Source organism: Halococcus sp. IIIV-5B (assembly GCF_003602035.1).
In the GTDB taxonomy this organism is placed as follows: Archaea; Halobacteriota; Halobacteria; order Halobacteriales; family Halococcaceae; genus Halococcus; species Halococcus salsus.
In genome coordinates, this window is record NZ_QZWE01000008.1 from 36,103 (window position 1) to 60,014 (window position 23,912).

Sequence of the window (23,912 nt, forward strand, 5' to 3'; positions counted from 1 at the left end):
CGAACGAACTGAATTTTTCGCGGAGATACACCGAATTTCGAGCGGGATCGCTCGAACGACGTTCAGTACGCACGGTTCTTCCCATCGTTCGAAACAGGACGGTCGCTCTCGTCTCGTTCGACTCTACGGGGTGGGAAACGGCGGAAGAACTATCTCATCGCTGGCAATTCGATAACGAATGAGACTCGTTCTCGATTACGGTGGCGTCCTCGCCGACCACGTCGACGAGCGGGAGTACGCACACCTGCTCGGCGTCTCCCCGGACCGGGACCCCTACCCCGGCTGGTTGGCCTACTACCTCTTTCGGACCGGGTTTCTGGACACCGAAGCCCAGTACGTCGACCTGCTGTCGACGCTGACCGGCGCGACCGAGGCGGACTGTCGCGAGTACGTCGAGCGGACGTGGCTCGATCCAGCGTTTCCGGCGGAGCGCGTGGAGCTCCTCACCGAACTGGCGACCCAGCACTCCCTCGTGTTGCTCAGCAACATGGTGAAGCCCTGGGTCGAGTCGGTGCTCCGGGACCACGGGGTCCGGGACTGTTTCGATGCCCTCCTGGTTTCGAGCGAGCTGGAACGGCCGAAGCCACATCCGCGGGGCTACGTCCGTAGCATGGAGGGGACGAACGAGACGGTCGTGATGGTCAGCGACGAGTTCAACGAGGACCTCCTGATGGCCCAGTGTCTCGGGATGACGACGGTCTGGGTCGAGAACGAGGACGACGAGGAACCGTACCGGCGACCCGACTACACCATCGAGGATTTCACAGTGCTTCCAGCGGTCCTCGATCGGATACGGCGTTCGAACTGAGCGAACGATCGTTTTCCGATCGAGGAGCGGTTCGGCGGCGAGCGCGCCGGTCGGTGGACTTCACAGGGTACGGGCCCGTCCTCAGTCGTCGGCCGGGCTCGCACCGGGTCGGTAGCTCCGACTGACGCGCTTCCACTCCCCGGTGGCGAGTCGGTAGTAGTTGAGGGCGGCCGGCACGGTGGTCTCGGCCGCGAAGGAGAGGTAGATTCCCCAGACCCCGAGCGGCGTCGTCGCGCCGAGGTAGGCCAGCGGGATCGCGACGAAGAACGTTCCGACCGCCTGGCTCGCGAACGGCCAGCGCGTGTCGCCGCTCGCGTCGAGCGGGCCGGCAGCGCCACCCGTGACCCCCTGGAAGACGATGGCGATACAGGCCGCCGAGACCATCGAGACCGCGAGCGGGATCGCGGGGCTGGTCGGGTTGTCGACGAACGCCCGGACGATCGGCTCCGAGAGGACGAACACCACGGCCGCCGAGAGCAGGTAGACGCCGACCGCGAACCGGACGATCTCGAAGCCGTAGGCCTCGGCGGTCTCCTCGTGGTTCTGGCCGAGTTCCTGACCGACGAGGCTGGAGGAGGCGAGCCCGAAGCCCCAGCCGGGCGTGTTCATCAGCCCCCAGATCCGTCTAGCGATGACGTAGGCGGCGACCACCTCGGTGCCGAAGAGACCGACGATCGCGAGCATCGGGAACTCCGCGACGGTCCAGACGAGGTTGCGACCCATCACCGGGGTGCCGATATCGACGAGCTGCGAGACGAACTCACGGTCGAGGTACGGCCCCAGGGGATCGATCCGGACGGGGAACTCGCCGATGCCGGGGAACCGGCCCGCGACGAGTCCGGTCGCGAACACACCGCAGACGACCGCGTTCGAGACTACGGTCCCGATGGCCGCGCCGACGACGCCCATCCCGAGCCCGAAGATCAGCGCCGCGTTGATGAGGCCGTTGGCGACCGCCCCCGCCGACCGGAGGATCATCGGTGTGCGGGCGTCGTTGAAGCCGATGAAGACCCGACTCCCGATGAGGTTGAGCGCCGCGAACGGCACGCCGAGCGAGACGACTTGGAGGTACGACGCGCCGAGCTCGGCCGCTCGTGGGTCGCTGGTCATGAGCCCGACGAGGTCGGGCGCGAACACCCAGAATATCGCGACGATCGGGAGGGTGAGGCCGACGACGACGGCGGTGCTCGACCGGACCGTCTGGCCGATCCCGTCGTGCTCGCCCGCGCCGTAGCGCTGGGAGACGAGTGCGATCGTGCCCGCGGCGATCCCGCCGCCGATGGCGAAGCCGAGCCCCCAGAACGGGCCGGCGAAGCCGACGCCCGCGATGCCCGCCGAGCCGACCGCGATGCCGACCATCGCGACGTCGACGGCGTTCTTCGACATTCTGGCGATGCCGGTGACGATACGAGGCCACGCGAGGTCAGTGGTCCGGCGCGCACGTTGCCGGTCGATGATCCCGAGCCAGGACAGCACGAAACCGACGGCCGAAACGAGAAACCGGATGGGGTTTGGAACGGATAGCAACACCCTCCCTACCCGATCGCGACGTAAAGGCGTTTCAGTATGATTCGTATATACTGTACAAATATGGATGAAAACTTGGTGAAATTCCGAGTTACATCCTCACACGGACCGGTTTTCTCCGATTTTATATCACGATCTATTTTGTTGTCGGTCGACACGTCTCGTCGGTCGGCGGCATCGACGGAGTTTAGGGCCGCCACCGGCTCGTGGGACCATGGTCGCACAGACGATGGATCGTGTTCCGCGATAGCCGTCCCGACCGCCGCCCGTTCTCCCGTCGATCGAGTGGTGAGCGGCGGTGACCGGCATCGCCACCTTCTCGATGGCCGGCTTCGACGGGGTCGCGCTCAAACCCACCGAGGTCGACCTCGACCGGGTCAGCCTCGACGGGGTCGAAAGGGCGGTGGTCGACTACGAGGGTCGCGAACGGGTCCCGAGTTCGGAACGACTCGCCGACCTCGCGCAGGGGACCGACCTCCGGGTCACGACGCCGGTCCGTGCCGACGGCTTCGACCCGCTGGGCGACGACCGGCTCGCGGCCCGCCTCCCCCCGAACGTGGGTCGGGTGGTCGTCGCCGGCAACCCGGCGTACCTCTCGGCGAACGAACGGAGTCGTGCGATCGCGCCACGACTCGGCGCAGCCCGCGAGCGCTCGCCGGGCGCGTGGGTCGGCACCGAGGGCGTCGAGCGGATCGCGCTCGCGGCGGGCGGCACACAGTTCGAGCTTCTCGAACCCACGACCCTCCGCGAGGTGCGAGCGCTCCGCGCGGCAGGCTTCGAGGGCGAGATAGCCGTCTACGCACCGGTCGTCTTCAGCGAGGACGAGGACGTCCTCCTCGACGCGCTCGGCGGCTACGTCTCCCGCCGGGGCTCGGTCGCGGCGTCGCTCGATGCCGCAGCCGATACGTCGGGGGCCGCCGCCGACGGCACCGCGACCGACGCGACGGCCACCGGCCGGTCGCGCTCGGTGTTGCTCTCGGCCATCGAGGGGTTCGCGCTCGCGGGCCCGCCCGAGACGGTCGACGAACGGGTCGACGAGCTCCGGGCGGCCGGCGTCGACGTCCTCGTCGGCTACCCGGCGCGCGGGCCGACCGCGTTCGGCCACTGACGGCCGACCGGCGAAGACATCTCAGGAGAGCTTCCGTCCGACCACTGGTCCCTCAGCCGCGGCCGTCGAGGTCCTCGCGGGTGTCGACATCGGCCCGGACGCCCCGGTCGTCGGTCTCGACGACCGCCCCGCGGTCGGCGTCGAGAAGCACCGGCTTCCCGCCCACGTCGCCGCGGACCGCGCGGAGCGCCGGGAAGTGCTGCTCGTCGAAGAGCACGGGGTTCCCGCGGCGGTTGTCGTGGCTCGCCGCGACCGCGTCCGCGAGGTCCGCACGATGGGTGTCGACGAGCAGGTCTACGGTTTCGGGGTCGACCCCGGGCATATCACCCGGGAGGAACACGACCGCGTTCGCCCCGACCTCGGCCGCCGCGTCCACGCCCGCCCGAACGGATGTCGAGAGCCCGCGTTCGTAGTCGGGGTTCGTCACGAATCGAAAGTCCTCGGAATCGCCCTCATTCTGGGCGAGCGCGTCCCGAACCGCCGCCGCGTCGCAGCCGAGCACCGCGACTAGACCCGAGAGCCGGGCGTCGCGGAGGGTGCGGGCCGCGTGACGGACCAGCGGCTCGCCGTCGACCTCGGCGAGGAGCTTGTTCGCCACACCGAACCGGCTGCTGGTACCCGCGGCGAGGAGCACCCCGACCACCGTCGGATCCGTCCTCCGGTCCGCATCGAGCGCGTCCCGCACCGTGGCCGGCGAGAGCCGACGGAGGTCGTTGGTCATTCGACCACCGAGTACGGGACGACCTCGATAGCTTCGCCAGATTCGAGGGATGCGTCGGTGAGCACGAAGCCGTCGGCGAGCGTGGCGCGCGTGCTCGCGGCGACGAGCCCCGCCGCGAACCGCTCCTCGTAGAGCGGGAGCGACGAATCGACGTGCCCGAGCGGCATCGCCGTCCGGCCCTCGTCCCCGACTTCGAGAACCACTGGAACGGCGTACTCGATCCCGTCGTCGGGGACCGAGACAGCGTGGGCGAGGTCGGCGGTCGTCGTCGGCATCGCTTCCCTGCTGACGAACAGCGCACGAGCGACGAGCACCGCGGCGGTGTGGGCCGCGATGGGCTTGCCCGGCAACCCGATCACCGGGGTGTCGTTCACCAGTGCCGCGGTCACGGGTCGACCGGGACGGAGCGCCACGCCGGCGAACAGCCGCTCGTGGTTGGCGAGCACGTCCGAGACGTGGTCGGCGGCCCCGACGCTCGTGCCGCCGGTGGTGAGGACGGCGTCGTGGTTGGCGGCCGCATCGGTGATGGCGCTCGCGACGGCTTCGAGGTCGTCCGGAACGGTCCTCGGGGCCGACGGCGCGCCGCCCCACCGACGGACGAGGCCGGCGAGGAAGCCCGAGTCCCGGTCGGGCTGGCGACCCTCGTGGATCTCGGTGCCGGTGGCGACGACGGCGACCGACGGCGGGCGGCGGACCCGAACCGATTCGACCCCGACGTCGGCCAGCAGCGCCGCGTATCGCGGGGCGAGCCGGTCGCCGGCCGCGAACAGCCGCTCGTCCGCCGACGCGGTGGTTCCCCGACGGATCACGTTGGTGCCGCCCGCGAGACCGGGGTCCGTGAGTCGGTCGTCCGCCACGGTCGCGTCCTCGCGCGGGACGACGGCGTCGGCCCGATCGGGGAGCGGCGCGCCGGTCGCGACCGCGACGGCCTCGTCGGGATCGGTTCGTGGGGGAGTGTCCTCGGGGGCGACGCTGCCGACGACCGTTCGCGAGCCCTCGTCGGCGGCCGTGACGGCGTAGCCGTCCATCGTGGCGTAGTCCGTCGGCGGCACGTCGCGGGGCGAGCGCACCGCCTCGGCGAGCGTTCGACCGGCGCTCTCGGCGGGTCCAACGAATTCGGTCGGGAGCGCTTCGAGGAATCCGGCCCGGCGTTCGAGGAGCCGGTCGACCGCGGTCGAGCGCGCCACCATCTCGGGTTCGACCATGACACGGTTACGGCGAACCGGCGGAATACGCTGTCGGCGTCTCCCCAGTCGTCGGACCCAGCTCGATCCGCCGTCGCCCGTGGGGACGACTCCGCCCTCGGTCGGTCGTGAGAATAAGGCGCGCCTAAACTATCAGGATCGACACTAATCTTTTTGTCTTCGAAGGCCGCAGTAGCACGAAGGCAGTGCGTCCTGCCGAGGATACCTGACATGGAATTCAATGGGACGTTCGAACTGGAGGACACCACGGTCGACGAGGTCTGGCTCGCGCTCTCGGATCCGGTGATGATCGAGAACGCGCTTCCGGGCTGTCAGTTCCTCGTGCCGGTCGAGGACGAGGACGTCGACTTCGACGCGCTCCGCGAGGAGCACGGCGATAGGGACGTCGAACCGACGTCGGACCCGGAGGTGATCGCCAACCGCGCGTTCGAGGAGGGGCAGACCTACGCCACGGTGATCGGCATCAGCATCGGGCCGGTGAACCCCACCTTCGAGACGGTGGTGACCATCGACCACCGCGAGCAGCCGGAGATGAAGGCCTCGGGCGAGGGCTCGGCGGGCGACAGCTCGTTCGAGATGAACGCCTGGATGGACCTCGACGGGACCGACGACGGTGTCGAGGTCGACTGGCGCGCCGAGGCCGAGGTGTTCGGCCGGATCGCGTCGATGGGCCAGCGCGTCATCAACCCCGCCGCGAACCAGGTCGTCAAGCGGTTCTTCTCCTCGGTTCAGAGCGAGATCCGCGACCGCGAGATCGCCGACAGCGAGGCGATCGACGCGGACGAGGGCGAGGTGGACGAGACGGCGGCGGAGACGGAGGCATCGAACGACGGCGGCATCGTCGATCGGATTCTCGGGCGGTCACGGAGTAACTGACAATGGCAGAACACGACATCGAACTCAGCGTCAACGGCACGGCACACGAACTCACCGTGGACTCGCGAACGTTGCTGGTCCACGCGCTCCGCGACGAACTCGGCTATACGGGCACGAACGTCGGCTGTGAGAGCTCGACCTGTGGAGCGTGTACGATCCACCTCGACGGCGAGGCGGTGAAGTCCTGTACCCTGCTCGCGGTCCAGGCCGACGGCCGCGAGGTCACGACCGTCGAGGGGCTCGCCGAGGACGGCACCTACGCCCCGATCCAGGAGGGCTTCCAGAAGGAACATGGCCTCCAGTGTGGGTTCTGTACGCCCGGGATGATGCTCGCGGCGAACGACCTCCTCGCACGGAACCCGGACCCGAGCGAGGAGGAGATCCGGGAGGCGATCGAGGGGAACCTCTGTCGGTGTACCGGCTATCAGAACATCGTCAACGCCGTCGAGTACGCCGCCGACCACATGGACCAGGAGGTCGTGGCCGACGGTGGCAGCGACCGTGTGGAGGGCGAGTGAGATGGGTATCGAGACCATCGAATCGAAGGACATCGACGCCGAGGCCGTGCTCGGGTCGGCGGTCGAGCGCCGCGAGGACCCCGCACTGATCACCGGCGAGGCCGAGTACACCGACGACATCCAGCGGCCGAACATGACCCACATGGCGGTCGTGCGAAGCCAGTACGGTCACGCGACGATCGAGGGCATCGACACGAGCGCGGCCGAGGAGCTCGACGGCGTGTTGGCCGTCTACACCGGCGAGGACGTCGACGTTCCGGGGATGATCCCGACCGGCTGGCAGCTCCCGAGCCTGAAGAACCCGGACCGACCGATGCTCGCGACCGACCGGGTACGCCACGTCGGCGAGGCGGTCGCCGTCGTGGTCGCGGAGGACCGGTACACCGCGAAGGACGGCGTCGACCTCGTCGACGTGGACTACGACCGCCAGGATGCGACCGTCGACCAGAGCGACGCGCTCGACGACGACGCACCGCGGGTCCACGAGGCGTTCGACGACAACGTCGCCTTCGACTTCGAGCTCGGCGACGAGGACGCCACGAACGACGCCTTCGAGAACGCGGCCCACACCGCCGAGGTCGATCTGGAGAACCAACGGGTGATCCCGAACGCGATGGAGCCGCGGGCCGCGCTCGCGGAGTACAAACCCAGTTCGGGCGACCTCGAACTCGACCTCACCACCCAGAACCCCCACCTCCATCGGTTGTTGCTCCCGGGCGTCATCGACGTCCCGGAGCACAAGATCCACGTTCGCGCGCCCGAGGTCGGCGGCGGGTTCGGGAGCAAGTCGCCGCTCTACCCGGACGAGGCGCTCGCGTCGTGGTGTTCGATGCAGGTCGAGCGACCGGTGAAGTGGACCGCGACGCGTTCGGAGACCTACCAGACCGACGCGCAGGCGCGCGCCCACCAGACGACCGGCGAGATCGCGATGGACGAGGACGGCACGATCACGGCGGTACGGGTGAACACGATCGCCAACATCGGCGCGTACCTCTCGATCTTCGCCGCGGCGATCCCCACGGTTCTGTACGCGCCGCTGCTCTCGGGTCAGTACGAGATCCCGTCGATCTACTGCAACGTGGTCGGCTCGTTCACGAACACGGTTCCCGTGGACCTCTATCGCGGCGCGGGCCGGCCGGAGGCGCTCTTCGTGGTCGAGCGGCTGATCGACCTGGGGGCGCGCGAGGTCGGCATGGACCCCGCCGAGTTCCGGCGGCACAACTTCATCGGCTCCGACGACTTCCCCTACGAGACGCCGGTGGCCGTCACCTACGACAGCGGCGACTACGAACCCGCGCTCGACAAGGCCCTCGACCTGCTCGACTACGACGACCTCCGCGAGCGCCAGGAAGAGCTTCGCGACGAGGGTCGGTATCTCGGCGTCGGCTTCTCGAGCTACATCGAGGCCTGCGGGCTCGCACCCTCGAAGATCGCGGGCTCGCTCGGTGCGCAAGCGGGCCTCTGGGAGAACGGGCTGGTCCGGATGCACCCCGGCGGGAAGGTCACGGCGTTCTGTGGCACCTCCGGACACGGTCAGGGCCACAAGACGACCTACGCCCAGATCGTGGCCGACGAGCTCGGCGTCCCCTACGACGACGTCGAGATCGTCGAGAGCGACACCGACGAGGTGCCCGAGGGCCGGGGGACCTACGGCTCGCGGTCGGCGGCGGTCGGCGGGAGCGCGCTCTCGACGAGCGCGGGGAAGGTCGTCGAGAAGGCACGGAAGATCGCCGCCCACCAGCTGGAGGCCGACGAGGCCGACATCGACTTTTCCGGTGGTGAGTTCAGCGTCTCGGGCGCACCGGACCGTTCGATGACCATCCAGGAGGTCACCCAGCAGGCCTACCTCGCCCAGGACCTCCCCGAGGGGATGGAGCCGGGGCTCGAAGAGACCGCCTTCTACGACCCCGAGAACTTCGTCTTCCCGTTCGGGACCCACGCCGCCGTGGTCGAGGTCGACCCCGAGTCGGGCGAGATCGAGTTCGAGAACTACGTCGCCGTCGACGACGTCGGCCCCCAGATCAACCCCAAGATCGTCGAGGGGCAGATCCACGGCGGGGTCGCCCAGGGCGTGGGGCAAGCACTCTACGAGGTCGCCGAGTACGACGACAACGGTAGTTTGGTAACGGGGTCGATGCAGGACTACACGGTGCCGAAGGCCGAGCACGTCCCCCACATGGAGACGGACCACACGGAGACGCCGTCGCCGCACAACCCGCTCGGCGTGAAGGGCGTCGGCGAGGCGGGCACCATCGCGGCCCCACAGGCCGTGGTGAACGCGGTCGTGGACGCGCTCGAACCGTTCGGCGTTGACCACATCGACATGCCGCTCTCGAACGAGGCGGTCTGGCAGGCGGTGAACGACAGCGCCGTCGCGGACGGCGGGCAACCGGCGGATGCGGCCGACGAGGGAGGTGCGAACTGATGTTCCCCGACGAGTTCGATTACTACGAAGCCGAAAGCGTCGCGGAGGCGGTCGAGCTGCTCGGCGAACACGCCGACGAGGAGACCGAACTCCTCGCGGGCGGTCACAGCCTGCTGCCGGCGATGAAGACGGGGCTGTCGAGCCCCGACGTGCTGATCGACATCAGCGGCATCGAAGGGATGACGGGCGTCGAGGTCGACGGCGACACGCTCGTGATCGGCGGGATGACGACCTACGGCGCGCTCCTCGAAGCCGAGGAAGTAGCCGAGCACGCCCCCGCGCTCGAAGAGGCGGTGGCGTGGGTCGGCGACGTCCAGGTCAGAAATCGTGGCACCATCGGCGGTAACCTCGCCCACGGCGACCCCGCGGCGGATCTACCTGGGGCGGCGCTCGCCTCGAACGCCACCCTCGTGGTCGAGGGGCCGGACGGCGAGCGCGAGGTGCCGGCCGACGACTTCTTCTTCGGGATGTACGCCACCGACGTCGGTCCCGACGAACTCCTCACGCGCGTGGAGATCCCGGTGGCCGACGGCGCGGTCGGCGCGTACGCGAAGAAGGCGAGTCCGTCGTCGGGCTACGCGATGGTCGGCGTGGCCGCGCTGCTCGACATCGACGGCGACACGATCGAGTCCGCCCGCGTCGCCGCCAACGGCGTGATGGACCACGGGGTCCGGCTCGAACCCGTCGAGGAGGCGCTCGTCGACGGCACGTTCGACGCCGACACCATCGAGGCCGCCGCCGACCACGCGGGCGACGACCTCGACGTGGACCTGATGATGTCGGACCTCCAGGCCTCGAACGAGTTCCGCGCCCAGCTCCTCGAAGTCTACACGAAGCGTGCGCTGACCGGCGTCCACGACGCTGCCGACCGGACGGCGGCCGACTGATCGGCGGGACCCCGGTCCGACGCGGTCCGGGCGAGCGAGGGAGCTACATTCCTTGACGACGAAGGTCTCGCTATGAGCGAACGGCCGACGGGGTTCACCGAGGCGACCGAGGCCGAGGTCGGGGCCGCGTTCGACGCCACGGGATACGTCGCCGACGACGAGATCGTGACGACGACGGCGCTGTCGCTTCGGCTCGGCAAGCCGCTGCTCGTCGAGGGCGAACCGGGGGCGGGAAAGACCGAACTCGCGAAGGTGCTCGCCGACGGCTTCGACACCGACCTCGTCCGACTCCAGTGTTACGAGGGACTGACCGCCGAGAGCGCGCTCTACGAGTGGAACTACACCAAACAGCTCCTCGCGACGCAGACGGCCGACACGGGAGAGGCCGGATCCGCTGTCGAGGATCCGAACCACTCCGTCTTCACCGAAGAGTACCTGCTCGAACGCCCACTGCTCCGGGCGCTCCGGGCCGACGGCGACCGTCCCCCAGTACTGCTGATCGACGAGGTCGACCGCGCCGACGAGGAGTTCGAGGCGCTGTTGCTCGAAGTGCTCTCCGAGTTCCAGGTCACGATCCCCGAACTCGGGACGGTCCGGGCGGCGACCCCGCCGGCGGTGGTGATCACCTCGAATCGAACGCGCGGCCTCTCGGACGCACTGAAGCGCCGGTGTCTCTTCCTCCACGTCGAGCCACCGTCGTTCGAGAAGGAGCGCGCGATCCTCGAACGGAAGGTCCCAGAACTCGACACCGCGGTGGCCGCCGAGCTCTGTGCCGCGGTCGGGCGGCTCCGCGAGGAACCCCTGTTGAAACCGCCGGGGGCGGCCGAGACCATCGACTGGGCGCGCGCGGTGGCCGCGCTGCGCGACGGCTCCGACGAACCCCTCGACCGCGAGACCGTCCGAACCACGCTCGGCTGTCTGTTGAAGGAGGTCGAGGACGTCGAGCGCGTCGACGACGACCTGCTCGGTTCGTTGCTGACCGCCGCGACGGAGGTCGACGCGTGAGCCCCGGTCGCAACGGGACCGACGGTGCCGACGGGATCGAAATCCCGCTCGCCGCCGCCAGCGATCACGTTCGCGACGAGCTCGTGCGGTTCGTCCGGGCGCTCCGGCGGGCGGGCGTGGCGGTGCCGGCGAACGCGGGCGTCACGGCCGGGCGCGCGCTCGCCGACGTGGGGCTCGACGACCCCGACCGCGTCCGGGTCGCGCTCCGGGCGAGCCTCGTCGCCGACGCGACGGACCGCCCGACGTTCGACCGGCTGTTCGAGGCGTTCTGGCGGCGGCTCGCCGCCGGTCCCGACACCGCGGACGCAGCGGGGTGGACCGACGACGGGCCCGAGGGCGGACTCGCGTCGTTCGGGGCCGAACCGGCCGCCGGTGAAGCCGGCGACGGAGGAGCACAGGACGACGAGAACGAAGCCGACGAAGCTGTCGCTGAACGCCACGTCGGAGCCGTCATCGGTCGCGAAACCACGGCTTCCGACGCCGACAGCGACGGCGCGACGACCGCACGGTACAGCCCGAACGGCCGGCGGACGGCGGTGTCGGCAGCCCACGCCAGCCACGAGTTCGGGACGGCGTTTGACACGCTCACCGAAAGCCTCGCGACGCTGTCGGGCCGGCGGTGGCGGGCGGGCGGCGACGAGCGCCCCGACGTCCGGCGCGCGCTCCGGGCCAGCGTCGCCACCGGCGGCACGGTGGTCGAGGTCCCGCGGCGACGACGCGTGCGGAGCGAGTTCCGTGCCTGTCTGCTCGTGGACGTCAGCCGGTCGGTGCTCGACGTGGTGGACCGCTCGTTCCTGCTCGAGTTCCTTCGCCACGCACACGAGGCGTGGCGCGAGGCGCGGGTGTTCTTCTTCGACGACGACCTCCGCGAGGTCACGTCGGCGTTCGGCGCACCGGACGAGCGGGCGCTCGACGCGCTCTCGCGGGCCGAGGCCGAGTGGGGCGGCGGCACCCGGATCGGCGGCTCGCTCGCCCGACTCCACGAACGCGCGTCGGACGCCGTCTCGCGCGACTCCGTCGTGTTCGTCGTCAGCGACGGGCTGGAGATGGGCGACGTCGAGACCCTCGAACGCGAGGCGGCGTGGCTCTTGCGGCGGGCGCGGGCGGTGTTCTGGTTGAACCCGCTCGCAGTCTCGCCGGAATACGAACCCACGGCGCGCGGGATGGCCGCCGCGCTACCCTATCTCGACGGGCTGTTCGCGTTCGCCGGCCCCGACGACCTCGCGGAGCTGGCGCGCCAGCTCGACCAGCAGGGCCACCACGGCCGGATCGGCTACGAGTACGACCCACGACGGGTCGAAGCGACTCACGAAGGAGGACACACCGCATGACCACGACCGACTGGAGCCTCTCGGAGACCGACGTACTGTCCCGCGTCGGCGACGCGCTCGCCGACGACCGCGACGACGTGCTCGCGACGGTGATCGACGTCGAGGGGAGCGCCTACCGACGACCGGGTGCGAAGATGCTGATCCGGCCCGACGACACCGCGGGGTCGATCACCGCGGGCTGTCTCGAAGACGAGGTCGCGCGGGTCGGCAGCGAGGTCCGCGAGTCGGGCGAGCCGCGTATCGAGACCTACGACCTCACCGGTGGCGACGACGCGCTCTGGGGTCACGGCATGGGTTGTAACGGGATCATAACCGTTCTTCTCGAACCCGTCGACGAGCGCCACCGTCCGGTGGTCGAGACGGTCGCGGCCCACGAACCGGTCGCCGTCGCCACGGTCGTCGGCGGTGCGGGGACGGTCGGCGAGCGCGCGTGGTACCGCCCCGACGAGGGCTTCGCGGGTGGGCTCGACGAACAAATTCGGGAGGCACTCGCCGGACCGGCCGCCGAACTCCTCGGCGACGGCGGGGCGGACGTCGTCGAGGTCGAGACCGACGACGGACCGATCGAGGTGTTCGTCGACGGGATCGACGTCCCGCCGCATCTCGTGGTGCTCGGGTCGGGCCCCGACGTCGTCCCGGTCGTCGACCTCGCCAAACGCGTCGACTTCCGGGTCAGCGTCGTGAGCTTCCGCGGCGCGCGCGCGAACCGGGAGCGGTTCCCGGGGGCCGATACCGTCCTGTCGAGCTCGCCGGCCGCCCTCGGTGACGACCTCTCGTTCGACGACGAGACCTACGTGGTGGTGATGACCCACAACTTCGTCGACGACGGCCTCGCGCTCGAAACCCTGCTCGACACACGGGTGCCCTACATCGGGTTGATGGGACCGCGCGAGCGCTTCGAGGAGCTCCGCGAGGAGTTCGACGACGAGGTCTCGATGACGGGCGAGGACGTCGAGCGGGTTCACACGCCGATCGGTCTCGACCTCGGCGGCGATTCGCCCTACGAGGTCGCCTACAGCATCGTCGGTGAGGTGCTCGCGGTCGCCAACGGTCGGTCCTCGGGCCACCTCTCGGCGCGTGCGGGACCGATCCACGACCGCCGCGACCTCGACGCCGGGGTCGTCCCCGAGTAGTCCCGACCGTTCCACCCTACCGGTTCCTACTGCGTGTTTCGCGAACTCGCACGCCGGCGTGCGCTCGACAGGATGGCGTCGATCCGGTCGCGCGGGCCGACCTCGAACGCCGAGACCCGTCGCAGTCGTGCGAGTTCGAGCCGGAAGGACTCGAACTCCCGGTAGCGCTCGTAGCTGGCTTCGAGGTCGGTGAGGCCGCCCGGTTCGAACAGCGCCGACGGGGTGAGGAAGACGAGCACGCGACCGTCGCCGCGGCGGGCCAGCCTGACCGTCTCGCGGAGTTCGGCCCGGTTGGCGTCGTCGGTGAAGATCACGGTCCAGACGGTGCCGCTCAGCCGGGCGAGGTGGGCGCGGGCGGTCTCGAACAGCGGGTCGCCCCTGATACGTTCGGCGTAGGTGTCGCCCGTCTCGAAGTACGGCCGAAGCGTGCGCCCGAACGTGTCGTCGCCGGAGAGGCGGACGGCGGCGCGCCGCGAGGTCGCCGGGCTGTGGCTCCCGGAGTCGCCGGCGGTCGTGGTGGCGGGGTCGGTCGCCGTGAGGTCGCGCAGTCGCCCCTCGATGAGCGAGTACTGCCCGACCGCGGGGTTGCGCCGGTCGGTGAGCCCCTCGTCGCCGACCGCGTAGTAGCCGAGCGGGTCGCCGAACGACCGGACGCTGTCGACGAACAGCAACGCGACCTGGGTGGCGTAGTCGAGCTTCGTCTCGTTCGTCGGCCCGTCGGCCATCGTCGCGCGGTGGTCGACGAGCATCGCGGTGACGATGTCGGTCTCGATCTCGTACTCGCGAACGTAGGGCTCGCCCATCCGGGCGGTCGCCTTCCAGTCGATCCGACCCGCGGCGTCGCCGGCGACGTACTCCCGGAGCTCGCCAGGATCGAGTCCGGCGTCGCGGCGACCGCTCTCGCGCTCGCCGTAGGCGGCCATCAGCGGGTCGCCGCCCTGCCCGACGTGGACGTCGTGCGGACCGCGCGGTTCGACCACCATCGTCGGCGTGGACCCGCGCGCGAAGCGCTCGGTGAAGCACCCGGCCGGGCCGAGGACCTCGATCGCCGGGGTCCCGAACTCGTAGGTCCCGGCGACCGCCCATTCGAGGAAGACCGCCGTGCTCGCGGTCGTCTCGCCCGATTCGAGCCGGACACGGCGGTCCTCGCGGTCCGTCCCGGTCGCGCTCACCGGCGGCGCGAGTTCGACGGTGACGTCGAGCGACGACGGCTCGGGCAGCCGTACGGAAAGCGTGACCGACGTCTCGCGCTCGGCGACGACACGCTCCTGGGCGAGCACCTGCTCGACGACGATCGTGTCGGCGGTCCGCCTCGTCGCCCGGACGAACCGGTACTGCTCGACCGCCAGCCACGCGCCGAGCGCGGCCGCGCCGACCAGCAGGCGCGGGTCGGCGAAGGCGACGGCGAGGCCGACGAGAACTCCGCCGGCACCGACGAACCCCCTGCCACGGCGCGTGAGTCGCATGCGCCTACCTCGATAGCGCGATAGTTCAAGCTACTGGTCGTCCGAACGGATCGTGGACCTCGACGGGTTCGGCGACCGATGTAGCACGAATCGCGATGAGAAGGGTCGTGTGCCGAGCCGTGGCGAAGTGGAGCGAGCCGCTCACTCCCCGGTGTGCTCGTCCGATCCGTCCCCAGTGACCGTCTCGGCGTCGTCGATCGCGGTGCCCGCCGTCCCCTCCGAGAGGTCGTACGGGGAGAACGCCGCGCGCTCGTAGAGTTCGGTGAGGCGACCGAGGGCGGCACCCCGACGGTCGCCGACCGCGTTCCGGGCGGCGTCGAGGAACTCCCAGTGGGTGTAAGCCCCGCCGAGCCCGAGGTCGTCCCGGAGCTTCCGCCGGGTGGCCGCGTAGGCGGTGGCGACCGCGCCCGCCCGGTCCCCCGTGAACAGCTGGTGGTTCGCGGCGTCCAGGAGCGAACCCCAGTCCTCCGTGGTCTCGCCCGTGGACGACCCCCCCTCCGCGGCGGGGTCGGTGGTCGTCGACGCCTGATCGGCGTCGGAGCCATCCCGGATTCGGACGATCGCGTAACCGAGCCCCAGCACGAGGACGACCACCGGAACGCCGACGTACCACGGGTGCTCGGCGAGGAACGCCAGGAGTTCCGCGAGGAACCTCGGTGTGGGCTGGGCGGGGACGTCGATCCGGAGCCTCGTCCGCGCGGTCGAAGCTTCGAGACTCGTCTCGACGCCGGCGTAGCGCGCGCCGATCGCGATCGGGACCGTTCCCGTGCGCCCGGCGAACAGCGACTCCGGAACCGAGACGTTCGCGTCGTAGCTCCCGTTCTCGTCGGTGGTCACCGTCGTCGTGGTGGTGTCGTTGACCGCGAGCGCCACGGACTCGTTACGGACCGCTTGGTCACCGTTGGTCGTGAGGCGACCCGCGAGGCGAACCACCGGCCCGCTCACGTTCGACCCGTTGACGGAGGTCTGCGTTGCGTTGACCGAGAGGGCCGTCGGCGTCGACCGAACGGTGAGGGGTATCGAGACGTTGTCCCGGGCGAGTGCACGGTTCTCGAGCGGGAGCGACACCCGAACGCTTCGCCGTCCATCGTTCACCTCCTTCGGTAGCCGGGCCGAGAGCCGGAAGCCGCCGTTCGACGCCGTTCGCGCGCGGGTTCCGTCCTCGAACCGGAGCTCCTCGCCGTCGACCGAGACGGCGACGGGCATCCCCCTCGCACCGATACCGTCGACGGCGAGGCTTCCGTCGACCGTCACCGGCCCACCGTAGCTCACCGCGTTCGAACCGCCGGTCGCCCGCAGGGTCGGTTCGACCTGGCGGATGTCGACGGGCACCGAGGTCTCGTTGCCGCTGTAGACCGAACGGTTTCGCGGCAGGTACTGGAGCGTCACGCGCTCGGTATCGAGCGGAGCCCGCGTCGGGCGGTACGTGAGCCGGTAGACGCCTGTGGCGTTCGTCGTCGTGGTCCCACGGATCCGTCCGTCGACCCGAATACCAACGGTCCGGTCCGCGAGGCCGGTGCCGTTCGCGGCGGCGACGCGGCCGGTCACGCGAAGCGGCTCGCTGAAGGATATCACACGGTCCGCCCCTCGCGCAGTGATCGTCGTGTTGCGGAACTGCTCGATCGAGAGCGATGCGGCGGTGGTGGTGACGTTCCGGCTCACGTTCCGGGTCGTCCGCGTCGCCGGGCTGAGGTCGCGTCCCGTTCCGTTGGCGATGGCTCCGTAGTTCCGCGTCAGGTTACCGCTCGTCCGGTTGATGTCCGTCGCCAGGGTCTGTGCCCGACGGGCCAGTCGACGCGCCCGCTGGGTATCGCTGTCGTTCCGGGCGTCGTTGTACGCCTCGACGGTGTTCCGAAACCGCCGAACCTTCGAGGCGTACTCGGTCTGGTTCTCCCTGGTGCGCTCGAACGCGTTCGTTCGGTTGTCCCCCGAGTCGCTCTCACGGGTGACGTTGACGTAGCCGCTCAGCCACTCCGGATACTCCCCGTCAGACCGATTGCAGGCGTCGTACTCGCCGACGGTGAGCCCCTCCGAGCAGTTGACGACGGTCTGACTCAGTCGACCCGAAAACCAGCTCTGGAGCTCCGAGACGTTGCCTGAGGAATCCACCGATTCGGGGTCCTCCTGCTGGACGCTCGTGTTGTTCGCCGGTGACGCGCCGTCACCGCGCTGAGGAACGATCTCGCTCGCGTCCCCCGGCGATACCGACGGAACGGCACCCGCGACCGGAGCGCCCACAGCCGCGACCAGGAGCACGCCGACCCAGACCAGCACCCCGGCACGACGGTGTGTGAAACCCACACCAACGAGTCTCAATGCCCGGATAAAACTGCTTTCCTTCGTTTCGAAAAAAAAGAGGATGAAACCCCCTACAGGTGGCGGGAGAGCTGGTCCACGAACGCGTTTCGACCACCGGGGCCGGAGGGCGACGTTTATCACGCACTATCACCGACTACTCGGGGATGACGTCGGACCCGATCGACTACGCGCGTCTCGACGAGGGGCGGGAGTGCAACTACTGGGAGCTCGACCGGACCCTCCAGTTCGAGGCGCGGCGGGTCTACCCGGACGACGAGTTCGAGTGGGCCGAGGCGCTCCTCTCGGCCTTCGGCGAGCGCCTGGGTCACGAGATGGCCGACACCGCCGACCGGATCGACGAGGCGGGCCACGAACTCCGGTCGTTCGACAAGTACGGCGACCGACTGAACGAGGTCGAGTACCACCCCTCGATGCGCGACCAGGAACGGATCGCCTACGAGGAGTTCCGGATCACGCATGACGCGTTCCACGCCCCACCCGGTCGGGAGTCACCCGTCGGGCTTTGTCACCCGCTGACGATGCAGGCGTTGCTCTCGTACGTCGACATCGGCTTTTGCTGTCCCGTCTCGATGACCACGGGGGTCGCCATCGTGCTCGATCGGTTCGACGACGGACGGCTCGACGAGTACTTCGACGGGCTGACGGCCGCGACCCTCGACGACCACATCGAAGGCGCGATGTTCCTCACCGAGGAGCAGGGCGGTTCCGACGTCGGCGCGAACGAGGTACGCGCCGAGCCGACCGACGAGGCGGGCGTCTACGAACTCCACGGCGAGAAGTGGTTCTGCTCGAACATCGACGCCGAGGGCGCGCTCGCGCTCGCGCGGACACCCGACGCGCCCGACGGTGTCGCGGGGCTCTCGCTCTTCCTCGTGCCGCGCACCAAACCCGATGGCGAGGTCAACGACTCACATTTCCGGCGGCTCAAGGACAAACTGGGAACTCTCTCCGTGCCGACCGGCGAGATCGAGTTCCAGGGCGCGGCGGCGTATCTCGTCGGCGAGGAGGGACGCGGCTTCAAGTACATGTCCGAGATGATGAACTACGAGCGCCTCACGAACGCGATGGGCGCGGTCGGCGTGATGGGACGGGCGCTGCTGGAGGCGAAGGTCCGTGCCGCACAGCGCGAAGCGTTTGGCAACCCGATCGACAAGTACCCGCTGATGCGACGCGATCTGGTGGGGATGGCCGTCGACTACGAGGCGGCCGCCGCGTTCTCGTTCGAGGCCGTACGACTCCTCGACGAACGCGAGCGGGCGGGCGACGACTCGGCGGCCTACAAACTGCTGCGGCTGTTCGTTCCGGTCGCGAAGTACAGGACCGCCCGAATGTCGGTCGAGACCACCTCGTACGCGATGGAGGTCCTCGGCGGAAACGGCTACGTCCGCGAGCACACCACCGAACGGCTCCTGCGCGACGCCCAAGTCCTCCCGATCTGGGAGGGCCCCTCGAACGTCCTCGGGCTCGACGTCCTCCGCGCGCTGAACCGCGAGAACGCCCACGAGGCGCTCCTGCCCTACGTCGAAGAGAAGCTCGACGGGGTCGACCATCCGGCGCTGGAGTCGGCGGTCGAGACGGTCGAATCGAGGTACGGGGAGCTCCAGGACGCGCTGGGAACGCTCGCGACGGAGGACGAGGCGTTCGCCCAGTACCACGCCAAGCGGCTCGCGGACCTCGTCTTCGACGTGGTGACGGGAGCGCTGTTGCTCGAAGAGGCGCAGTGGGGGATCGATACGGCGCAGGACGGTCGGAAGGCGCTCGTCGCCCGCCGGTTCGTCGAGACCCGGTTCGGCGACGCGAGCTACGGGATCGCCGCCGACGAGCGCTTCGGGATGGCCGACGAGCAGTTCACCGCGGTCGTCAAGTACGGCTCCGTCGAGCCGGCGACGCTGCTCGACGGGATGGCCCCCGCCGAGTGACGACCGCGTTCTACTTGTCTCGTCCGAGCCGACGCGCGGCGAGACCCGCGACCCCGGCGAGCGCGGCGAGGACACCGAATCCGGGACCGTCGGTCGCGGTCGTGTCGCCGCTCGCGTTCCCGCCGCTCCCGTTCGTGTCGCCGGTCGCGCTCGCCCCGGAACCATCCGTTCGCGGATTCGATGCGGTAGCTCCTGTGCTCGTTCCCCTACCGGTGGCCGTTCGGGACGTGTCGGTCGCGGCGCTCGTGCGGCGGTCCGTGACCGCGCCCGTCGTTCCCGACCCGGTCGTCGGGCCGGCCGTCGATGCCGTTCCGGCCGTCGAGCTCGTCGGTGCCGTCCCGGTCGAACCCGTTGCGGCCGTCGCGTTTTGCGTTCCCGCCGCAGTGCTGGACGCGGCCTCGCCCTCGGCGGCCGTGATCCGGTGGACCGCCCCGCCGAGGTCGCCGGCGGAGGTCAGCGCGTAGAGGTCGCCGGTCTCGTCGCGACCGATGGCGATGAGGTAGCCCTCCACCGCGCCGCTCTCGGCACCCGCGATCCGAAGCTCCGAGAAGTCCCACTGGCCGTCCTCGGTCGGGGTCGCGGCGAACAGCGACCCGCGTGGGTTCCCCTTTTGGCTGTAGTCGCCGAAGACGTACTTGCCTTCGAGCCCGGGGATCGCGTCGTTCCCGTAGATGTAGCCGCCGACCACCGAGATGCCGATGAACTCGCCGTCGCGCTGGTGGGGGTACTCGACGACCGGGTCCCGGAGGGGCTCGCCCCCGCGGACGTCGGGCGGCGTCGAGTCGGGGCACTCCTCCGGAACGTCGCTCACGTTCTCGGTTCCGAAGCAGTGGGTCCCCTCCCGGACGTTCCAGCCGTAGTTGCCACCCTTCACTACCCTGTTGACCTCCTCGTACCGACTCTGCCCGACGTCGGCGACGTAGAGCTCGCCGTTCGAGAACCCCATTCGCCAGGGGTTGCGAAAGCCCCACGCGAAGTGCTCGTCGAGACCTTCCTGTCCAACGAGCGGGTTGTCCTCGGGGATGGCGTAGGGGTTGCCGTCCGACTCGCCGTCGACGTCGATCCGGAGGACGCTCCCCAGCAGGTTCTCGGTGACGTCCTGGCCGTTACCGCCCCCGTTCGCGTCGTACCAGTCCTCGGCGTGCCCCGGTCCCATGTCCTTCGGGCTGCCGCCGTCGCCGTAGGAGGCGTAGAGGTAGCCGTCCGGACCGAAGGTTATCGCGCCGCCGTTGTGGTACGGCGTCGGTTCGTCGATGGCGAGCAGCACGCGTTCGGAGTCCGGGTCGGTGCCGGTGCCGTCCTCGTTCACGGTGAACTCGGCGAGGACCTCCGTGTGGGAGAACTCCGCCGGCGCGTCGTCGGCGAGCGGGGCGCTGTAGCGCAGGTAGAACCGCCCGTTGTCCGCGAACTCGGGGTGGAAGGCGATACCGAGCAGCCCCCGCTCGGCGGTGAGCTCGGCCAGCCGGTCGCCCACGTCGAGGAACGGCTCCTCGCGCAGTCCGTCGTCGGTGTGGACGTAGACCTGACCCGGGAGGTCGAGGACGAACCGCCGACCGTCACCCGGCGGGGCGGCGAAGTCCGTCGGCACCTCGAACCCACCGGCGATCCGGTCGAGGGCCACCGTTGGCCCCTCGGGGACCACGGGGTCGCTGTCGCTCTCGGTGGTGGTCTCGGTCACGGTCTCGTTCCCGAAGCTGATCGTCCCGCGCATCGACCCCTCGTGTGGCTCACAGACGTACTCGGCCATCGCCTCGCTCGCGGTGAACGTGAGGCTCTGGCTCTCGCCCTCCTCGCTCATCACGGACGTGCGTTCGAGGACGCCGCCGTCGTCGTCGAGCAGCGCGATGTTGTGGCCGAAGCCATCGAGGTTCGTCCACGTGACCCGATACTCCTGGCCCGCTTCGAGCCGGAGGGTCGGATTCGTCTCGTCGGCGATTTCCTCGGGGGATCGCCCCCGCCAGCCGGCGATCTCCCCACCGAGCTCGATGGTCGACGTGGTCTGTGCCCGTCCGCCCGCGCTCGCGAGATAGCCCGCCCCCGCGAGCGCGCCGGTCGCGCCGAGCAGCCGACGGCGGGAGAGCCACACGCCGTCGTCCCGGTCGTTCGCGTTCCCTCGTGTCATTAGTGATCGTTCTATCCGATGCGAGTGGACGTTCACTCAAAGTCGTACCGAAGCGAGTCGCATTGCCCCCGCCGTCGGGAGACGAAAAATTCGGCTAACGGCGACCGGGATTACGTCTGCGTTCGCGAGAGCGAGCCGTGCGCCGCGCTCGCGATCTCCTCGGCGCTCGCGCCCTCGAAGCGGTCGTCGGCGAGCAGGAGTCGGAGCCGCGGCCGGCCGACGTCGATCGGGACCTTCTCGGTCGTGATCAGCCCCTGCTGTTCGAGCGTGGTCTTCATCCGCGAGAACGTCGCCTTGCTCGCGACGCCGACGTCCTCACCCCACTTCGAGATGTCGTAGAGCAGCGCCTCGTGTTTGGCCGCCACGAGCAGGCTCGCGCCGACCTCGTCGAGCCCGTCGTTCCCACTGCCACGGGCGGTCCGAAGCGCGGTGACCATCGTCCGGAAGTCGGTCTCGACCTCCGGGCCGAACGTCTCGGTCAGCGACTCCTCGACCTGCGAGCGCGCCGGCGTCCGGAGGGCGAACTCGTCGCTGCGCTCCCAGCTCCCCTGCCAGTGTTCGTTCGCCTCGTCGACGAACGTCGTGTCGTCGGTCGCCAGCCCCGCGGTGTACCGGCCCGCGGGGACCAGGGAGACGAGCTGGTCGTCGGTGACGACCAGTCCGGTTCCGGCGGGCTCGTCGCTCGTCCGGAGTTCGAGCGTGCCGGCCTCGACGAGCTCCGCCGCCGTGCTCGCGAGAACGAAGTCGCTGCGTACCCCTTTCAGCACCGACTCCGCCGCGAGCAACCGCACCGTCGGCGAGTCGTCCAACTCTCCCAGAACGTCGAGAAGCGCTTCGGTCGTCTCGTTGTCGACGCCGACGACGAAGGTCTCCCCCGATTCGTTTCCGAGGATACGTTCGAAGAGCTCGGTTTTCGACGCCACCACACTATTTGAGGCTGCGGTCATGCCGAAACATACGGTCCCATCGCATAGGAACCTTTTGGCTTCGGACGGCCGCTATCCGGCCACATCGACGGGACTCGTCGTTCACGATCCATCGGGTGCGTCGTGCGCTATCGCGTCTCGCCACTGACGCGTCGGACTCGCGAACACGTCGCCGCGATCCGAACCATATGTCGGACGTGGCCACCGCGTGTCGTGGTTTTCGGTGGTGGGACCGACGGCAGTGATACCGACCGGCCCGATCGCCAGTGAAGCCTCGTTTTCCAAAACATAGCCCCGGCACGTTTCCGGATCGTTCGGTCGGGGATGTCCGTCGTTCGGTGGTCGTTACCCACAATGCAGGAAAACCGTCGTCCCCTCGAACGACGTGCAATGGTAGTTCAGCAGATCGGTCTGAGCGACGAGATGGAAACGTGCGTCGACACCTGTATCGAGGCCGCGGAGGTCTGTGAGTGGTGCGCCGACGAGTGTGCGGGCCACGGCGAGGAGATGAGCGAGTGTCTCCGGCTCTGTCGGGACGTCGCCGACCTCGCCTCGCTGTGTGCCCGGCTGTGCGTCCGCGACTCCGCGTTCAGCTCCCAGGTCGCCGAGGCCTGTGCCGAGGCGTGTGAGGCGTGTGCCGAGGAGTGCGAGCAACACGACCACGACCACTGCCAGGCCTGCGCCGAGGTCCTGCCCCGCTGTGCGGAGACCTGCCGGAACATGGCCTGAACACGGGTTCGAGCGACGAGGACCTTCTCAGTGAGGGATGTCGAAGATCCCGCCCATCCAGTCGGGTGCATTTGGCTCGTAGACCGCCTGATCCCGATCGAGGTCGGTGAGACGTCGGTGGTCCGCCTCCTCTAGCTCCCAGTCGAAGACCGCGAGGTTGGCTTCGAGGTGCTCCGCCGACCCGGACCCGGGGATGGTCGCGACGCCGCGCTCGAACGCCCACCGGAGGACGACCTGAGCCGGCGTTCTGTCGTACGTCTCGGCGAGCTCCCCGACGACTTCCTCGTCGAACACCTCCGTTCGTGCGAGCGGCGCGGAGGCCTCCACGACGACGTCGACCTCTTCGCAGTACTCGACGAGCTCGGGTCGTTGGAACCACGGGTGGAACTCGATCTGGTTGAGGGCGATCGGGACGTCTGTGACGTGGTTCGCGTTGCTGAGCTGGTAGGCGCTGAAGTTCGAGACGCCGACGTTCCGGACCTTTCCCTCGTTGTGGAGCGTCGCCATCGCGTCGAGGGTCTCGCGTAGCGAGATCGCGGGGTTCGGCCAGTGGATCAGATAGAGGTCGAGGTACTCCGTCCCCAGACGGTCGAGCGAGTCCTCGCAGGCCTCGATCACGGACTCGTAGTGGAGGTTCGCGGGACGGACCTTCGAGGTCAGAAAGAGGTCATCGCGGTCCTCGTCGGCGATGGCCTCGCCGATCTCGGTCTCGTTGCCGTAGGCTTCGGCCGTGTCGAGGCGGGTGTAGCCGATGTCGAGGGCGGTTCGGACGGCCTCGGTGCCGAGCCCGCCGGTGCCGAGCCCGACCATCGGTAGTTCGTCGCCGCTCGGGAGGGGTCTGGATGGAATAGCCACAGCCGCGAAACGCGGGGGGCGGTATTAGTCGT

The 23,912-nt window shown here is 69.3% G+C and carries 19 protein-coding genes; 11 read left to right on the forward strand and 8 right to left on the reverse strand.

Translation table 11 applies throughout. From position 1 onward, the window contains the following. The first annotated feature begins 178 nt into the window (after window positions 1-178). Complete coding sequence (locus D3261_RS07620) at window positions 179-808, forward strand: HAD family hydrolase (RefSeq protein ID WP_120071051.1); 630 nt, start codon at window positions 179-181, stop codon at window positions 806-808. A gap of 81 nt (window positions 809-889) precedes the next feature. On the opposite strand, the gene D3261_RS07625 is transcribed toward D3261_RS07620, so the two are convergent. Then, window positions 890-2,335 carry an MATE family efflux transporter gene (locus tag D3261_RS07625; RefSeq protein WP_120071267.1) on the reverse strand — a complete coding sequence of 482 codons (1,446 nt, stop codon included), beginning with the start codon at window positions 2,333-2,335 and terminating at the stop codon, window positions 890-892. Between the two features lie 298 nt (window positions 2,336-2,633). Here D3261_RS07625 and D3261_RS07630 point away from each other — a divergent pair, with 298 nt between their 5' ends. After that, window positions 2,634-3,443, forward strand: coding sequence for a luciferase (locus D3261_RS07630; RefSeq protein WP_120071053.1), 810 nt, complete (start codon window positions 2,634-2,636; stop codon window positions 3,441-3,443). Between the two features lie 52 nt (window positions 3,444-3,495). Here D3261_RS07630 and D3261_RS07635 read toward each other — a convergent pair whose 3' ends face one another. Next, window positions 3,496-4,164, reverse strand: a complete 669-nt coding sequence (locus D3261_RS07635; RefSeq protein WP_120071056.1) for an NTP transferase domain-containing protein — start codon at window positions 4,162-4,164, stop codon at window positions 3,496-3,498. Beyond that, a complete protein-coding gene (locus D3261_RS07640) occupies window positions 4,161-5,369 on the reverse strand; it encodes a molybdopterin molybdotransferase MoeA (RefSeq protein WP_120071059.1) in 1,209 nt (402 codons plus the stop codon). Before D3261_RS07640 ends, D3261_RS07635 begins: the two co-directional genes overlap by 4 nt. A 210-nt stretch (window positions 5,370-5,579) precedes the next feature. On the opposite strand from D3261_RS07640, the gene D3261_RS07645 reads away from it, so the two are divergent. From D3261_RS07645 to D3261_RS07675, 7 genes are all read left to right on the forward strand, one after another. Next, entirely contained in the window at window positions 5,580-6,245 is a 666-nt protein-coding gene (locus tag D3261_RS07645; protein ID WP_120071062.1) for a CoxG family protein, read from the forward strand. A gap of 2 nt (window positions 6,246-6,247) precedes the next feature. Further along, window positions 6,248-6,763, forward strand: coding sequence for a (2Fe-2S)-binding protein (locus D3261_RS07650; protein WP_120071065.1), 516 nt, complete (start codon window positions 6,248-6,250; stop codon window positions 6,761-6,763). A gap of 1 nt (window position 6,764) precedes the next feature. Beyond that, window positions 6,765-9,188, forward strand: a complete 2,424-nt coding sequence (locus tag D3261_RS07655) for a xanthine dehydrogenase family protein molybdopterin-binding subunit (RefSeq protein ID WP_120071067.1) — start codon at window positions 6,765-6,767, stop codon at window positions 9,186-9,188. Then, on the forward strand, window positions 9,188-10,075 hold the full coding sequence (locus D3261_RS07660) for a xanthine dehydrogenase family protein subunit M (RefSeq protein ID WP_120071070.1): 888 nt from the start codon (window positions 9,188-9,190) through the stop codon (window positions 10,073-10,075). Before D3261_RS07655 ends, D3261_RS07660 begins: the two co-directional genes overlap by 1 nt. A gap of 72 nt (window positions 10,076-10,147) precedes the next feature. Then, the gene (locus tag D3261_RS07665) at window positions 10,148-11,080 is read left to right on the forward strand and encodes a MoxR family ATPase (RefSeq protein ID WP_120071073.1); all 933 of its coding nucleotides are present in this window, start codon (window positions 10,148-10,150) and stop codon (window positions 11,078-11,080) included. Further along, the gene (locus D3261_RS07670) at window positions 11,077-12,411 is read left to right on the forward strand and encodes a VWA domain-containing protein (protein ID WP_120071075.1); all 1,335 of its coding nucleotides are present in this window, start codon (window positions 11,077-11,079) and stop codon (window positions 12,409-12,411) included. Before D3261_RS07665 ends, D3261_RS07670 begins: the two co-directional genes overlap by 4 nt. Beyond that, window positions 12,408-13,544, forward strand: a complete 1,137-nt coding sequence (locus D3261_RS07675) for an XdhC family protein (RefSeq protein WP_120071078.1) — start codon at window positions 12,408-12,410, stop codon at window positions 13,542-13,544. Before D3261_RS07670 ends, D3261_RS07675 begins: the two co-directional genes overlap by 4 nt. A gap of 26 nt (window positions 13,545-13,570) precedes the next feature. Here D3261_RS07675 and D3261_RS07680 read toward each other — a convergent pair whose 3' ends face one another. Both D3261_RS07680 and D3261_RS07685 read right to left on the reverse strand, forming a co-directional pair. After that, window positions 13,571-15,010, reverse strand: coding sequence for a DUF58 domain-containing protein (locus D3261_RS07680; RefSeq protein WP_120071080.1), 1,440 nt, complete (start codon window positions 15,008-15,010; stop codon window positions 13,571-13,573). A 141-nt stretch (window positions 15,011-15,151) separates the two neighbouring features. Further along, window positions 15,152-17,311, reverse strand: a complete 2,160-nt coding sequence (locus D3261_RS07685) for a hypothetical protein (protein WP_120071083.1) — start codon at window positions 17,309-17,311, stop codon at window positions 15,152-15,154. A gap of 161 nt (window positions 17,312-17,472) precedes the next feature. On the opposite strand from D3261_RS07685, the gene D3261_RS07690 reads away from it, so the two are divergent. Continuing rightward, complete coding sequence (locus tag D3261_RS07690; RefSeq protein ID WP_120071085.1) at window positions 17,473-19,248, forward strand: acyl-CoA dehydrogenase family protein; 1,776 nt, start codon at window positions 17,473-17,475, stop codon at window positions 19,246-19,248. A 10-nt stretch (window positions 19,249-19,258) separates the two neighbouring features. Here D3261_RS07690 and D3261_RS07695 read toward each other — a convergent pair whose 3' ends face one another. Both D3261_RS07695 and tbsP read right to left on the reverse strand, forming a co-directional pair. After that, window positions 19,259-21,370, reverse strand: a complete 2,112-nt coding sequence (locus D3261_RS07695) for a PQQ-dependent sugar dehydrogenase (RefSeq protein ID WP_120071088.1) — start codon at window positions 21,368-21,370, stop codon at window positions 19,259-19,261. 110 nt (window positions 21,371-21,480) lie between these two features. Further along, window positions 21,481-22,317, reverse strand: a complete 837-nt coding sequence (tbsP, locus tag D3261_RS07700) for a transcriptional regulator TbsP (protein ID WP_199693950.1) — start codon at window positions 22,315-22,317, stop codon at window positions 21,481-21,483. A gap of 369 nt (window positions 22,318-22,686) precedes the next feature. On the opposite strand from tbsP, the gene D3261_RS07705 reads away from it, so the two are divergent. Continuing rightward, window positions 22,687-23,025: a four-helix bundle copper-binding protein gene (locus D3261_RS07705; RefSeq protein WP_120071093.1), complete on the forward strand. Its 339-nt coding sequence runs from the start codon at window positions 22,687-22,689 to the stop codon at window positions 23,023-23,025. Window positions 23,026-23,052: 27 nt separating this feature from the next. Here the strand turns inward: D3261_RS07705 and D3261_RS07710 are convergent, their stop codons facing one another. Continuing rightward, entirely contained in the window at window positions 23,053-23,880 is an 828-nt protein-coding gene (locus tag D3261_RS07710; RefSeq protein ID WP_120071096.1) for an aldo/keto reductase, read from the reverse strand. Between the last annotated feature and the right edge of the window lie 32 nt (window positions 23,881-23,912).

What these genes read in the sequence shown, in the direction of transcription:
- D3261_RS07650 (WP_120071065.1), top strand. Translation starts at nt 6,248, where the DNA reads ATGGCAGAACACGACATCGAACTCAGCGTCAACGGCACGGCACACGAA.
- D3261_RS07690 (WP_120071085.1), top strand. Translation starts at nt 17,473, where the DNA reads ATGACGTCGGACCCGATCGACTACGCGCGTCTCGACGAGGGGCGGGAG.
- D3261_RS07655 (WP_120071067.1), top strand. Translation starts at nt 6,765, where the DNA reads ATGGGTATCGAGACCATCGAATCGAAGGACATCGACGCCGAGGCCGTG.
- D3261_RS07640 (WP_120071059.1), bottom strand. Translation starts at nt 5,369, where the DNA reads ATGGTCGAACCCGAGATGGTGGCGCGCTCGACCGCGGTCGACCGGCTC.
- D3261_RS07675 (WP_120071078.1), top strand. Translation starts at nt 12,408, where the DNA reads ATGACCACGACCGACTGGAGCCTCTCGGAGACCGACGTACTGTCCCGC.
- D3261_RS07620 (WP_120071051.1), top strand. Translation starts at nt 179, where the DNA reads ATGAGACTCGTTCTCGATTACGGTGGCGTCCTCGCCGACCACGTCGAC.
- D3261_RS07695 (WP_120071088.1), bottom strand. Translation starts at nt 21,370, where the DNA reads ATGACACGAGGGAACGCGAACGACCGGGACGACGGCGTGTGGCTCTCC.
- D3261_RS07635 (WP_120071056.1), bottom strand. Translation starts at nt 4,164, where the DNA reads ATGACCAACGACCTCCGTCGGCTCTCGCCGGCCACGGTGCGGGACGCG.
- D3261_RS07645 (WP_120071062.1), top strand. Translation starts at nt 5,580, where the DNA reads ATGGAATTCAATGGGACGTTCGAACTGGAGGACACCACGGTCGACGAG.
- D3261_RS07680 (WP_120071080.1), bottom strand. Translation starts at nt 15,010, where the DNA reads ATGCGACTCACGCGCCGTGGCAGGGGGTTCGTCGGTGCCGGCGGAGTT.
- tbsP (WP_199693950.1), bottom strand. Translation starts at nt 22,317, where the DNA reads ATGACCGCAGCCTCAAATAGTGTGGTGGCGTCGAAAACCGAGCTCTTC.
- D3261_RS07660 (WP_120071070.1), top strand. Translation starts at nt 9,188, where the DNA reads ATGTTCCCCGACGAGTTCGATTACTACGAAGCCGAAAGCGTCGCGGAG.
- D3261_RS07665 (WP_120071073.1), top strand. Translation starts at nt 10,148, where the DNA reads ATGAGCGAACGGCCGACGGGGTTCACCGAGGCGACCGAGGCCGAGGTC.
- D3261_RS07705 (WP_120071093.1), top strand. Translation starts at nt 22,687, where the DNA reads ATGGTAGTTCAGCAGATCGGTCTGAGCGACGAGATGGAAACGTGCGTC.